The organism is Streptosporangium sp. NBC_01810 (genome assembly GCF_035917355.1).
Taxonomy (GTDB): domain Bacteria; phylum Actinomycetota; class Actinomycetes; order Streptosporangiales; family Streptosporangiaceae; genus Streptosporangium.
In genome coordinates, this window is the sequence record NZ_CP109070.1 from 6,138,977 (window position 1) to 6,152,652 (window position 13,676).

The following is a 13,676-nucleotide window of genomic DNA, read 5'->3' on the forward strand; positions in this document are numbered from 1 at the left end:
GAACGCGGCCGGCTCACCAGTCGACCGCGATGTACTTGGTCTCGGTGAACTCGAGCAGCCCGTCGTGCGCGCCCTCACGGCCGAGACCACTCTGCTTGACTCCCCCGAACGGAGCCGCCGGGTCGGATACGAGGCCGCGGTTGATCGCGACCATGCCGCTCTCCAGGCGCCCCGCGACGCGCAGTCCCCGGCTCAGGTCCCCGGTGTAGACGTAGGCCGACAGGCCGAACTCGGTGGAGTTGGCCGCCTCGACGGCCGCGTCCTCGGAGGTGAATGCCTGGAAACCGACCACCGGCCCGAAGATCTCCTCCGAGGCCAGGGCCGAGGTCGGTGCCACGTCGGTCAGCACGGTGGGCAGGTAGAACGACCCGGGGCCGTCGGGTGCGACCGCTCCGGTCAGCACCCGAGCGCCGGCACTGATGGCCTGGTCGACCAGATCGGACACCCTCGCGACGGCTGCCGCGTTGATCAGCGGGCCGCACTCGGTGTCCTCGGCCGTGCCGGGACCGACCCGCAGCGCACCCATCCGGGCCGCGAGCCGTTCGGCGAACTCGGTCAGCACCGGCTGTTCCACGTAGATCCGGTTCGCGGCGGTGCAGGCCTGCCCGCCGTTGCGCATCTTCGCGATCATCAGGCCGTCGACAGCGGCATCGAGGTCGGCATCGGCGAACACCAGGAACGGCGCGTTGCCGCCCAGTTCCATCGAGCATTTCAGCACCTGGTCGGCCGACTCGTGGAGCAGCCGCCTGCCCACCTCCGTCGAGCCGGTGAAGGACAGCGCGCGCACCCGAGGATCGTGCAGCATCGCGGCCACAGCGGGCCCCGAGCGCCGGGTGGTGAGCACCGTGACCACGCCGTCGGGCACCCCGGCTTCGCGGCAGATCTCGGCGATCGCGAAGGCTGTCAGCGGGGTCTCGGTTGCGGGTTTGAGCACCATGGTGCAGCCCGCCGCGAGCGCGGGGGCGATCTTGCGGGTGGCCATCGCGGCCGGGAAGTTCCACGGCGTGACGAGCACCGCCACACCGATCGGCTCCTGCTGGGTGAGGATGTGGTTGGCGCCTGAGGGAGAGCGGCCCAGCGTACCGGTGGCCCGGACGGCCTCTTCGGAATACCAGCGGAAGAACTCCGCCGCGTAGCCCACTTCACCCCGGGAGTCCGCCAGTGGCTTGCCGTTCTCGGTGGAGATCAGCACAGCGATCGCTTCGGCGCGTTCGGACATGAGGTCGTAGCAGCGCCGCAGCACCTCGGCCCGCCGCCGCGGCGCCCACGTACGCCACGCCGCGAAGGCCGCCGAGGCCGCGTCCACCGCACGCAGCGCGTCGTCCTCGGTCGCGTCCGGCACCGACGCCACGAAGTCACCGGTTGACGGGTCGTACACCGGGATCGGATCCGCTCCGGTGGAGCGCTCACCGATCAGGCTCAGCGTCTCGGTGCTCACGCGTCCGCCGCCGATGGTTCGGGGGCCCCGCTCGCGGCCGCCCCGGCCGCGGTGCCGCCACCCCGCCCTGTTCCCACGGCAGCCTGCTTGTCCAGCGAATCCATCGGTGGCCGCACGGGGAAACCGGCCGCCCATGCGTTCACCGTGGTCGGCCCAGCCTTGATCAACCGGCCCGGGTAACTCTCGTCGGCGATCGCATCGTGGCCGTTGCAGTACTCGACGCCGATGCCCTCGACCACGTCGCGCAGGTAAACCGAGACGGAGTTGGACGCCACATGCTTGACCACGTCACCGGCGAGGGTGTCGGTGACCACGCCGTGGGCGCGGAACGCCAGCACGTCATCCATCTCGTCGACGAGCATCGCGATGTGGTCCAGCTTGCCGGCCTCGCCCCGGGCGAGTGCGAGCGAGTGGTGGTACTGGTTTCCGCATCGCAGGAAGGTGATGACCTCCTCGATGCGGTCGGAGACCAGCATGCCGAGCGCGTCGGTGTAGAACTGCCGCGCCTTCGCGACGTCAGTCACGAAGATCACCGCGTGCAGCAGGCACGCGATGCCGCGCGCCGGGGCGGGCGACGCCGGCAGGCTCAGCATCTGCTCGTAGACCTCGTATTCGAAACCGTCCGGCGCGGTGAAACGCAGCGCCCCGGTGACCCGGTTGTGTACGAAGTCCTCGACCCGCTGGTACGCCACCCCGAGCCGGTCCAGCCTGCGCGCCACCTCGTCGATCGCGGCGGCGTCCACGGCCCGGTAGCCCAGCCGGATCAGACCGGGTTCCGCGCGCTGCTCCAGGCGCACCCAGTGGTGGCGCTTGTCGCCGCTGAGGAACACCACGCCGTCGCCCCGCTCGGTTACCTCCAACTGGCAGACGTTGCGGAAGAACTCGACCGCATGGTCGAGATCGCGGACGCCGTAGGCCGCGTAGCCCATCTCCTGAATCAGACTCATGTGCCGAACTTCCTCCTCATTTGTTGAAGCAGAATGGCGGCCGACCGGTTACCGGCCTCGTTACCGCACGCTCACGGGCCTTCGACCGGCTTGGCCCGCCAGTACCGCGCGAGCGAACCGGCGTCGACCGGCAGATCAATACCGGTGATCATGCGAGCGGCGTCCGAGCACAGGAACACCGCTGCGCGGCCGTAGTCCGACGGCGACGGCAGTGCCCCCAGCGGCAGTTGCCTCTCGGCCAGCGCCAGCGCCGCACGGGTCGCCTCGTCCGGACCCGGCACGCCCCACCGCTGCGCACGAGCCATGGCCTCGGCCGGGTCGGTCGCGGTCGGGGTGAGGCTGTTGACCCGGATTCCGTGCGGCGCGAGTTCGGTCGCGGCCGATCGCGTCATGTTGAGCAGGCCGCCCTTGGCCGTCGCGTAGCCGATGTTCCCCGGCTCGCCCTGGTGTCCCGCAGTCGAGATGAGGTTCACGATCGCGCCGCTGCGGCCGTCGGCGACCAGCCTCTTCGCGATGAGTGAGGAGAACAGGAACGCGCTGTCGAGCATGACCGCCAGTTGCCGCCGCCACTGGGTGAACTCCATCTCGAGCAGCCCCTTGACCGCATAGACGACGGCACCGTTGACGAGCAGGTCGATCGGGCCGAGGGACTCGGTCACCTCGTCGACGGCACGGGTCACCGCCGCCGGATCGGTGGCATCGCAGCCGACGGCATGGGCGGCACCGCCCCCCTCGGCGATGTCCTTGGCCGTCAGCGCGGCCAGGTGCGGATCGCGGTCCACGCAGCCCACGCGGGCGCCGGCCCGGGCGAGCTCGATGGCGATGCCGGCGCCGATGTTGGGGCTGGTGCCCACCATCAACGCCGTCCGGCCGCTGAGTACTCCTTCGATGATCATGCTGGAAACTCCTCAGAACGCCTTGGGTTCGGCCAGTTCAGGCACAACGAGTCCGACGCCGCGAGCGCTGGCGCTCCGGTACAGGGCAAGCGCGCCGATCAGGTCCTGCGCCGCCGTGCCCACGGACTTGAACAGGGTGATCTGTCCCGGATCGGTACGCGCGAGGCGTCCGGCCAGCACGTCGTCGAGAATGCCGTGCGGTTCCCAGCCCGGGTGCTCGGCGATCAAGGCCACGACGTCCCCCGACTCGGCCCCGACCTGTGCCGGCGCGGCATCGAAAACCACCACTTCCGGGCGCAGGAAGGTGTTCTCGTCGATCTCCCGCAGGAACGTCGCCGTCGATCCGATCGACACGACATGTTGCCCGGCCGTGAGCCATTCACCGCGGAAGGCGACATCCCCGCCGCGGCCGGTGTTGGTGGCCACCACCACCACATCGGTTCCGGCGACCGCCTGCTCCGGCGTATCGACCGGCTCGATCGCGATTCCGAACCTCGCCGACATCCGCCGGGCGAAATCGGACCGCCGCGCCGGGTTCCTGCTGTAGACCCGCACCGTCTCGATCGGGCGAACCGCGCAGACCGCCGCCAAATTCGTCTCGGCTTCCATGCCCGATCCGATCAGCCCGACCGTACGCGCGTCCGGGCTGGCCAGATACCGGGTCGCGACGCCGCTGGTCGCGCCGGTCCGCAGAGCCGTGAGGTAGGCGGCGTCGACCACCGCGAGCACCTCGCCGCCATCGATCGCCGAGACCATGACCGAATACCGGACCCCCTCGGACAGGGTGCCGTAGAAGAACTTCAGGCCGAGCACCCCGGAGGCCGGAAGGATCGCCGGCATCACACGGAACAACGTCAAGCCCAGCGCGAGGTTCATGCGCTCCGGCAAGATCGCGCCAGGCCCGGTCGCCTCCTCCCGGAGGCCGTGTTCGAGCGCATCGACAAGGGTGGGCATGTCCGCGAGGCCGCGGACATCCTTGTCGCTCAGGATCAAGGTCACAAATTCCCCTTGCGCGGGTGGACTGGAAGGACATACCAAGGCTCGGACCCGCTCGTTATCCGCTCCGTTAACGACGGTCGCCCGGCCAGCGGTGTCGGATCCTTGCATTACTTGCGCAAATGACTAAGATTCGGACAGTCGGGTGCAAATGGGCACCACAACTCGCTCAGAGAGGAGTAGGGCCCTGGTGACCAGCGACGACGCCTCCGACGGCAGACCTCAGGGACCGGGCACTGTGGCGGCCAAGCAACCCGGGCTGCTCCCCCACCGCCTGCGCCAGCCCGGGATGCCCCGTGAGGTGCTGCGGCGCGCCCGACTCGACCATCTGTTCGACGAGCTGTTCGCTGAATGCAACGTGCTGCTCGTGTCGGCGGCACCGGGATCGGGCAAGACCGTTCAGGCACAGCTGTACGGCGCGCTGACCCCCCTGCCGATCTCCTGGATCACCCTGGACAGCTCGCACAGCTCGCCACGCCGACTGCTGTCCGGGCTCGAAGAGGCGCTGATGACGCCGCGCGGTTCCGGGCAGGAAAGCGGGCGCCACACGGCCTTCCATCTGGAAACGACACTGGAAGAGGCGGCGTCGCTCATCGCCGGTTCGGTGCCGCCGGAGCCCGTGCTGCTGGTCATCGACGAATGCGAACACCTCGAGTACTCCGAGGACGCGCAGTCGGCGCTGGGAACCTTTCTGGAGTACTGCCCCGAACCCCTGCGGATCCTGTTGCTCAGCCGGACCGATCTCACCGGCCCGCTTCGGCATCGGATGCTCGACGGCCGGATCCGGCTGGTGACCGACACTCAGCTTCGGCTGACGTCCAAGGAGAACGAGCACCTGGGCGAGCTGCTCGGAGGGCCGCCGGAACAACGGGCACGTGTCCACGAGGCGACCGGCGGCTGGACCGCGGGCGCGGCGTTCAGCTACCGCTACGGCCTCCACGAGCAGCGCCTGTCGCACGACCTGCCGTCGGTGATCATGAACGACGTGCTGTCCGAGCTGACACCCGCCGAACAGCAGTTCCTGCTGGACAGCTCGGTGCCCGACGTACTCACCCGGCAGACGGCGGCGGCGCTGTGCGGCGACGACGCGCATGCGCTCTGGGACACGCTCCGCACGCTGCACCTGCCGGCCACCACGATGACCGAGACCACGGTCGTCTATCACTCGTTGTTCCGCTCGTTCCTGCACCGCCAGCTGCTCGCCCGCGACCCGCAGCGGCGAGTCGAGCTGGTGCGACGGTACGCCCGCTTCCTGCTCGCCCACCGGCACGCCGAAGAGGCGACCGAGCTGTACCTGTCCATCGACGAGCTCGGTCAGGCACAGACGACCGCCGAGATGGCCGCGGCGGCCCTGTGCGATCGCTCCGACTGGGACACCTTCCTGCGCTGGGCGAACCGGCTCGGTCGCGAGCGGCTGCACAGCAGCCCCCAGCTGCTCGCCGCGCTGATCCGGTCGCTGTTCGGCCAGCGCTGCTTTCAGGAGACGATCGAGCTGATCCGCAACCTCGACCGCAACGGCCTGCTGCGGGCGGCGATGGAGGCCGACCACGCCCTGCTGGCCACCGCGGCGTGGGCGCTACAGTCCGACCCCGCTGAAGCCCGCCGGCTGCTCGACCGCTATCAGGGCGACTACCGGGCCGACGTCATGCGTTTCATGCTTTCGGTGTGCACCGACCTCACTCCCGCCATGCCGCCGCTCGGATCCGACTGGGGCGACGTGGAGCGGATCATGAGTTGGGGTCTGCTGCTGCAGGGCAGGGTCGCCGAACTCCGCGCGCTCATCCCGGCCGATCCCAAAGCTCCCGTGGTCAACCCCAATGTGATTCTGGCGTCGATCTTCGCCGGCAAGGTCGAAGAGGCGCAGGGTCTGTGGAACCGCGTCCCGGAAGAGATCCGGGAACGCCCGCAGTCACACTTCATCGAGGCCCTGCTGCTGCTGAGTGAGGGTGAGCGGGAGCTCGCGCTGTCGGCGATCAGGGTCGCGCTCACCGACAGCCGCAAGACCACCTTCTTCCTGTTCCCCGCCTACGAGCTGTTGTCCGGCTACATCCTGCTCCAACTCGGCCGGCGGGAGGATGCGGTCGCCGCGCTCCAGGACGGCATCGAGCGCACCGCGACCACGGGTCAGACGGCGCTGCTGGAGTGGGGTCAGACATACCTCGGGCTCGCGCTGCTCGTCGACGACCGTGCCGAAACCGCGCGACCGTTGCTGAACGAGTGCGTGCGGTCGATGAACAAGGCACATCGGCGGCTCTACCTGCCGTTCGCGGCCGCATGCCTGTCCGAAGCCGAAGCACGCTGCGGCGACCTTGACGCCGCGCACGAGGCCGCCGACCTCGCCTACCACACGGCGGCCCTGATGGGCAGCTTCACCACCTTACTGCCTGCCCTTCGGGCATTCCCGGACATCGCCAAGCGGGAGGACGCCCGCGACCCGATCGGCATGCGCTGGCGGAGGCTCGTCATCGCCCCGTCGGCCCGGCCGCTCCGCCTGCCCACCGCGGTGGGCAACGTCCGGCTGGGGCTGCAACCGTTCGGACCGGAACGCGACATCTGGATCAACGGCGTGCCCCAGAAGATCGGCCGCATGAAGATCATCGAGCTGATGGCGCTGCTGGTTCTGCATCCCAATGGGATCGACCGCACCCGATTGCAGAGCGTCCTGTTCCCGGACGTCCCTCTGCGCAACGGCGGCAACCACTTCCGCCAGATCTCGTTCCAGTTCCGGCGGATCACGGGGCTGTCGCTGGACCGGCGCAACGGGAACCTGGTGGGCCTGCCGACCGACACCGTCGTCGACGCTGCGGACGTGCGGTTCGAGGACCTTCTGCGGACCGCCAGCTGGGCGAGCGGCGACGGGCGAGTTCTCCGGCTTCGCGCCGCCCTTGAGATCGTCCAGGGCCCCTATTTGGGTGGCAGCAACCTGAGCTGGGCCGAGGAGCGACGCCATCACCTCGACGTCGTTCAAGAGGAGGCGCGCCTGGAACTGGCCCGGCTGCTGGTCGAGCTCGGCCAACCCGAGCAGGCCCGCGAGGAGTGCGAACAGCTGCTGGCGCTCAACCGGTACAGCGACCCGGGATACCGGCTGCTCGTCCAGATCGAGCATACGATCGGCAGCGAGAGCTCCGTCCTGGCCGCCTATCGCCGGGCGGTGGCCGCGTTGCAGGAGCTCGGCCTTGGACCCGGCGACGCCCGCCGGCTGCTCGAGGCCAAACCCGCCGCACCCCGACGCGAGATCCGACCCCAACCCGGTGCGCGCGCCGTTAGAACCAACGGAACCTGACTCGCGATAATGACGCCGGTAATGTCCGGAGAGCCACGATGCTGGGGTGAATCAAGGACCACTGTCCGGCATCCGGGTGATCGAGGCCGGCCGCTTCGCCTCCGCACCGTCCTGCGCGACCATTCTCGCCGACTGGGGCGCCGAGGTGATCAAGCTTGAGCCGCCGCACGGTGACCCGGCACGAGGGCCAGGTTCGCTCCCCGGCACTAATGGCGCCGCCGGGGTCAATCCGCGATTCGACGTGCACAACCGGACACGCCGCAGTGTCGCGCTCGACCTGACCACCCTGGCAGGCCAAACCGTGGCGCGACGGCTGATCGGGACCGCGGACGTCTTCGTCACCAACATGCGTCCGGTCGCGCTGACACGGTTGGGCCTGGACAGCGCGACGCTTCGCGCCGCGGACCCGCGACTGATCTACGCACAGGTCACCGGCTACGGGCAGGGCGACGCCCAAGATCGGCGCAGCTACGACCACGGCGCGTTCTGGTCGTATTCCGGCATGGCCGCTCTGTTCCGTGACAGCGCGGGTACGCCACCCCAACCCGCCGGCGGCATGGGCGACCGGGCCACCGGCTCGGCGCTCGCCGGGGCGGTCTGCGCCGCCCTGTTCGCGCGGCAGCGCACCGGGCATGGTGACCACGTCTCGGTTTCCCTGCTCCGCACCGCGATGTGGCTGATGGCCTCTGATGTCGCGGACGCGCTGCGTGACCCGGGTGTGCCGCGCAGCATCGACCGCCTCACCGCGCCGATCCCCACCGTCAACTGCTTCCGATGCCGCGACGGCCGCTGGCTCTGGCTGCAGTCGATGCTCCCGGAACGGGACTGGGATGTTCTGCTGACGGCGCTGGACGCGCGCTGGCTCGACGACGACCCGCGCTTTCGTGGAGGCGATCCCAGGTTGCTCGCCGAGTCCGGCGCCGCCCTGGTCGAGACGCTCGACGAGATCTTCCGCCAGCGCCCGCGCGACGAATGGTGCCGGCGTCTTTCCGCGGCCGGCCTTACCGTGGCCCCGGTACAGGATCTGGCCGATGCCGTGCGCGACCCGGTCGTCCTCGGCAGCGGCGCGGTCCGGCAGGTCCGGTACGCGGGAGGGCACTACGCCACGGTCGATTCACCCTGTACCTTCGCCGGCGCCCCGTCGGCCCCCGGGTACCCGGCCCCCGCGGTCGGTGCGCACACCGAGGAGGTTGTCGCCGCACTGGGCTTCACCGGCACCGAACTGGCTGAACTGCGGGCCGGCGGCGCGTGTGGCGCCGCGCCGCTTCCGGGCTGACCGTTTCTGGTTCCGCGATTTCGCCGACGTCGTTACCGGCGTCATTACGACTACGTGCGCCGATCGGTCACCGAGAGGCACCCTCGACCGGAAATCCCGAGACGAGGCGGAGCACGAGAGAAAGGGGGCACCGTGCCGGGCTTGACCGCCGTCGACGACGGCCCACACATCCCGCCGGCGGGCAAAGGTCCTGCCTGGCAGGAGAGCTGGTCACTGGATTGGTACGACCCCGAGTCCGGCGCCGCGGGCGCGTACCGCCTCCGGACGGACTGGGCACGGAGAACCGCGGAGGTCCGTACGTGGACGGCCATCGGGGCCGAGGTGGCCAAGGACGTTCAGACCATCGTCCGGCCCGGCGACACGCCGGGGGGCGGCCACGTGGGCACCCTGCGGTTCGGAGACCTGCTGGTGCGCACGGTCATGCCATTGCGCTCGTATGTCGTGGCGGCCGGGCGCCCAGGTTCCGAAGTCCAGTACACCGCCTTCACCGAACCTTTCCGGTTCTCGATGAGCGGGCAACGCGCCGACCCCGGCGGCGAGTACTACGAGTCGTTCGGGAGGGTCACCGGGACGGTCCAGGCCGGCGGCCGGGCACTGGAACTGTCGACGTACGCTTTCTACCGGCACATCTGGGGCGTGCCGGCCACAGACACGCATCCGGTGCAGTCAGTGCGCGGCGTGTTCGGCGAGGACCTGTTCTTCTCGATCGTCGAATACCGGACTCCCACCGGCCGCGCCCCGCTGGGCTACCTGTTCGAGGGCGGGGAGTTCCACGGCGTGGAGAAGGTCCGATTCCGCACCGAGACCGACGACGGGGGGACGCCGCGCGGATGTGACCTGCTGATCGCGACCGCGGACCGGCGGGACTTCCGGATCCCGGGCGTGGTGGCCGTGAGCACCGGCGACGGGCCCGGCTTCGCCACCTTCGATCTCGGCCGCCGCCGCGGCGGCGGCATCCTCGAAGTGCATGACCATCGCGGTTGAGCCATCTTCACCGAATGTGCCCCATCGAGCGTGCGGCGGCCCCGGAAAGATCTCCTGGATCTGTCCGGGTCCGTCGCGTGTTCACATCAGGCGGGATTGCGACCGATGAAGAATTCCGCGTCCGCCTCCGGCGCGTCCAGGATCCCGGCGGCGGCGGCGCCGGCGCGGTAGCCGTTCATCTGCGCCGCCACGAGCCGCTGGGTGGGCATCCGCAGGGGGCCGCCGTTGAAGCCGGTCAGCCACGCCTGGTACTTCCAGGCCATGCGGTGCACGCTGTTCGTGCCCGCGACCCCGATCCGCTCGTTCGCCCGCCGGGCCGGGTCGACCTTCCAGTACAGCTCCATCGCCTCGGCGTGACGGCCCTGCTGGCACAGTGACAACATCCGCGGCACCGCGCCGCCGAGGCACTCGGTGTTCGAGGTCGCGATGAGCTGCAATGGCAGGATGGTGGCCAGCGGGATGGCCTGCTGCTCCAACGGCATCGTGACGACCACCCGGTCGCCGAGGGCGTTCCATGCCTCGGTGAACCCGGCGATGGCGGGCATGCCGCCCTCGGCCTTGATGGCGGCCACGTTCGGAATGTTGTCGACCATCTCGGTGAGCATCTCGATCGGGATGGACGCCGGGTGCAGGCGCTCGAAACCCCACAGCGGCACCGGGAACAGCAGCACCGCCATGTCGGTCTCCGCGCAGAAGGCCTCGGTGTAGTCGTAGATCTCGCGCAGCGAGGCCGGGTAGAAGCTGGGCGGGTAGGACAGCAGAACCATGTCGGTGCCGGCCTCCTGGCACCGCTTCGCCATCTCGATGTTCTCCGCGAGTGTGTTGAAGCTCGCCTGGAAAAGCAGCACCAGGTCGTCGCCCGCCTCGTCGGCGGCCCATTCGACCATCTGCACGTACTCGTCCGGGGTCGTCGCGGTCTCGGCCACGACCAGTGCGCCCTTGAAGCCGAGCTCGATCTCCCGGCGGACGTCGTGCCGGATCGCCGCCTCGTTCAGTCCCCGCAGGTCGCTGGTGAAGGAGGGGATGATCACATTGCACACCCCCCGCATCTCGGCGCGGGCCCATTCGCGAGCCTCCAGGCGTCCGAAACGGGCCATCGCCCACCGTCCTTTCCCCCGCGCGTCGGCGCGGCGGTACCCCGGCGGCCCGGATGACCGCCTCGATGACTTCAGGCTCGCGCGACGCGATTACCACGCGCGTTACCGGTTCACGCCCGGGGCCGGGTGCTCCCCCGCCGCCTTGAGCCTTTCCTGGACGTGCTCGCGGAGCCGGAACTTCTGGACCTTGCCGGACTGGGTCTTCGGCAACTCCGCGACGATCTCGAGCCGTTCCGGCAGCTTCTGCTTGGCCAGTTGCTTGCCCAGCAGAAACGCGACCAGCTCGTCGAGAGTCGGCGTCGCGCCCGGCACGGGGACGACGAACGCACAGGCCCGTTCGACCATCACCGGATCAGGCATCGCGACAATCGCGACCTCCCGCACCGCCGGGTGCTCGAACAGCAGGTTCTCGACCTCGATGACGCTGATGTTCTCCCCGCCGCGCAGCACGATGTCCTTCTTGCGCCCGCGGATCGCGATGTATCCCCCGGCGTCGGCCGCCGCGAGGTCTCCGGTACGGAACCAGCCGTCAGCGGTAAAGGCACCGTCGTTGTCGGCATCGCGCAGGTAGTGCGGAAAAAGCTCGGGTCCACGTACGAGCAGCTCGCCGACCTCGCCGACCGGGACATCCTTATCGGCCTCATCGACGATGCGGAACTCGGCGGGCGCGATGGCCCTCCCATCGGTCTCGGCGCGCCTGTCCTCGGGTGCGTGCGGCGGCGAGGTGGACAAGGTCGGAAACTCGGTCGAGCCGTACACCCGGGTCGCGGTGCAACCGAGCAGGTCGCCGGCTTGCCGGATCAGTGCCGGTGGCACATCGGCACCCCCGCACGCGAACACGCGCAGCGAGGTCACGTCGAACGACGCGAGCTCGGGATGGTGGACGAGTCCGTGCAGAAACGGCGTGGCCGCGACGGTGAACGAGCAGCCCTCCGTCTCGATCAGCCGCAGCGCCGCTGTGGGCTCCCAGATGTCCTGCAGCACGACCCGCGTACCGAGCATGGCCGGCAGCTGGAGGCCGTAGAGCAGCCCGGTGATGTGGGTGATCGGTGAGGGCATGAACACCACGTCGTCCGCGCCGAGGTCATAGACCTCGATGATGCTGCGATTCTCGTAGTCGAGTGTGTTGTGGGTGTGCAGCACGCCCTTCGGGTCCGCGGTCGTGCCGGAGGTGAACATGAGCAGGATCGCGTCGTCCGCGCCGCGGGTGACCGGTGGGAGGCTGCCGGGGTCACCGCCGAGCAGGTCCTCGAACGGCAGCGCCGCCTCGTCCGTGGACCGGGCGACGACGACATGCCGCAGGTCCGGCAGTTGCGGGCGCAGCTGCGCGACCATGTCCGGGTAGTCGAAGCCCCGGAAGGTCCCGGGCACCACGACGACCCGGCTTTCCGCCTGCGCCAGGATGTAGCGGACCTCGCGCTGGCGGTAAATCGGGATGATCGGGTTGCTGACCGCACCCAGCCGGAGCACCGCATGGTGCAGCACGACGGCCTCGTACCAGTTCGGCAGCTGCCAGGAGACGACCTCGCCGCGCCGCACGCCGAGTTCCGCCAGGCCCGCCGCCACCGCCTGCACCGAGTGCTCGAGCTCGCGATAGGTCAGGGTCCTCGCCCCGTCCACCACCGCCACCGTGTCGGGCCGGACGCGGGCGGCCTCAGCGACGAAGCCGTCGACGAACCGATCCCGCCAGTGACCGGCGCGCCGGTGGCGGTCGCGCCGGTCAGCGGGGATGCGGAGCCGGATCACCTACGAGAACTCCTGGATGCGGCTGCCGATGGTGGGCAGCTCCGCCAGATGTGTGGAGAACCACGAGCCCGCCGCCCGAGCCGCGAGATCCAGCGCGGTCAGGTTGCTGTACAGCGTCATGTGACTGGTGCCGGGCAGCACGACCAGCTTCTTGTCCGCGGTCGGAAGCGAGTCGAAGACCGCGGTCTCCAGGTCCCACAGCGTGATGTCGTCGCTGTGCGCCACGATCATCATTACCGGCTTGTTGACCAGCCGCCTGGCGTACGGCGTGACGTCGTACTCCATGAGCTTTTCCACCGACTCGATGGTGTTGCGGTGCTCGTGGCTGGGCGCCTGGGTGGCCTTCAGCTCCTCGAAGACCGTCTTGACCTCGTCGAAGGGCCAGGTCACCAGCTCGTCGTGCGGGCCGGAGGGGGTGCCCGACATGGGGATGTAGGTGTGCCGGCCGCTCTCGAAGCGCTGGCGGCGGTCCTCGACGATCGCGTCCTGCAGCTTGCGGAAGCGCTCCGAGCCGTGCACGCGCCACATGTTCTCGTAACCGTCGATCACCGGCACGGTGCTGACCACGACCTTCACCCGTGGGTCCACGGCGCCGAGGATCAGCACGTGCCCACCGCTGTAGGAGATGCCCCAGGCCCCGATCCGGTCGGCGTCGATGTCGGTGCGACCCTCCAGGTAGGTGATGGCGTTCTTGTAGTCCTCGATCTGGTCCCAGGGCAGCAAATGCTGGCGCGGCTCACCGTCGCTGGCGCCCAGCCGGCGGTAGTCGAAGACCAGCGCGGCGAATCCGCGCGCGACGAACTCCTTCGCGTACTGCGGCTGACGGAGCTCCTTGACGTAGCACCAGCCGCCGGCCATCACGACGACGGGAAACGGGCCCTCACCCTCGGGTAGATAGAGGTCACCGCGGACCGTCTCTCCCCCGCTGTTGAAGGCGACCTCTTGCACGGTCATGGCGAACGGCTCCTCTCGTTTGCGGGCTGAACACCGCTAGCGTCAGCGGTCCGCGTTAT

The 13,676-nt window shown here is 69.4% G+C and carries 10 protein-coding genes; 3 read left to right on the top strand and 7 right to left on the bottom strand.

What is annotated here, in order from left to right:
- Positions 1 to 13 precede the first annotated feature (13 nt).
- From OIE13_RS27270 to OIE13_RS27285, 4 genes are all read right to left on the bottom strand, one after another.
- Positions 14 to 1,438 carry an NAD-dependent succinate-semialdehyde dehydrogenase gene (locus OIE13_RS27270; protein ID WP_326635245.1) on the bottom strand — a complete coding sequence of 475 codons (1,425 nt, stop codon included), beginning with the start codon at positions 1,436 to 1,438 and terminating at the stop codon, positions 14 to 16.
- A complete protein-coding gene (locus tag OIE13_RS27275) occupies positions 1,435 to 2,385 on the bottom strand; it encodes a VOC family protein (protein ID WP_326635244.1) in 951 nt (316 codons plus the stop codon). Before OIE13_RS27275 ends, OIE13_RS27270 begins: the two co-directional genes overlap by 4 nt.
- A 71-nt stretch (positions 2,386 to 2,456) precedes the next feature.
- Positions 2,457 to 3,281, bottom strand: a complete 825-nt coding sequence (locus OIE13_RS27280; RefSeq protein WP_326635243.1) for an SDR family NAD(P)-dependent oxidoreductase — start codon at positions 3,279 to 3,281, stop codon at positions 2,457 to 2,459.
- A gap of 12 nt (positions 3,282 to 3,293) precedes the next feature.
- Complete coding sequence (locus OIE13_RS27285) at positions 3,294 to 4,280, bottom strand: ornithine cyclodeaminase family protein (protein WP_326635242.1); 987 nt, start codon at positions 4,278 to 4,280, stop codon at positions 3,294 to 3,296.
- Between the two features lie 187 nt (positions 4,281 to 4,467).
- Between OIE13_RS27285 and OIE13_RS27290 the strand changes: the two genes are divergently transcribed.
- From OIE13_RS27290 to OIE13_RS27300, 3 genes are all read left to right on the top strand, one after another.
- Positions 4,468 to 7,560 carry an AAA family ATPase gene (locus OIE13_RS27290; protein ID WP_326635240.1) on the top strand — a complete coding sequence of 1,031 codons (3,093 nt, stop codon included), beginning with the start codon at positions 4,468 to 4,470 and terminating at the stop codon, positions 7,558 to 7,560.
- A 46-nt stretch (positions 7,561 to 7,606) separates the two neighbouring features.
- Complete coding sequence (locus OIE13_RS27295; protein ID WP_326635239.1) at positions 7,607 to 8,836, top strand: CaiB/BaiF CoA transferase family protein; 1,230 nt, start codon at positions 7,607 to 7,609, stop codon at positions 8,834 to 8,836.
- A 132-nt stretch (positions 8,837 to 8,968) separates the two neighbouring features.
- Entirely contained in the window at positions 8,969 to 9,820 is an 852-nt protein-coding gene (locus tag OIE13_RS27300; RefSeq protein WP_326828896.1) for a DUF7065 domain-containing protein, read from the top strand.
- A gap of 86 nt (positions 9,821 to 9,906) precedes the next feature.
- Here OIE13_RS27300 and OIE13_RS27305 read toward each other — a convergent pair whose 3' ends face one another.
- The 3 genes from OIE13_RS27305 to OIE13_RS27315 all read right to left on the bottom strand — a co-directional run bounded on the left by OIE13_RS27305 (position 9,907) and on the right by OIE13_RS27315 (position 13,617).
- Complete coding sequence (locus tag OIE13_RS27305) at positions 9,907 to 10,917, bottom strand: dihydrodipicolinate synthase family protein (RefSeq protein ID WP_326635235.1); 1,011 nt, start codon at positions 10,915 to 10,917, stop codon at positions 9,907 to 9,909.
- Between the two features lie 102 nt (positions 10,918 to 11,019).
- Positions 11,020 to 12,663, bottom strand: a complete 1,644-nt coding sequence (locus OIE13_RS27310; RefSeq protein WP_326635233.1) for an AMP-binding protein — start codon at positions 12,661 to 12,663, stop codon at positions 11,020 to 11,022.
- Entirely contained in the window at positions 12,664 to 13,617 is a 954-nt protein-coding gene (locus OIE13_RS27315) for an alpha/beta hydrolase (protein WP_326635231.1), read from the bottom strand.
- Between the last annotated feature and the right edge of the window lie 59 nt (positions 13,618 to 13,676).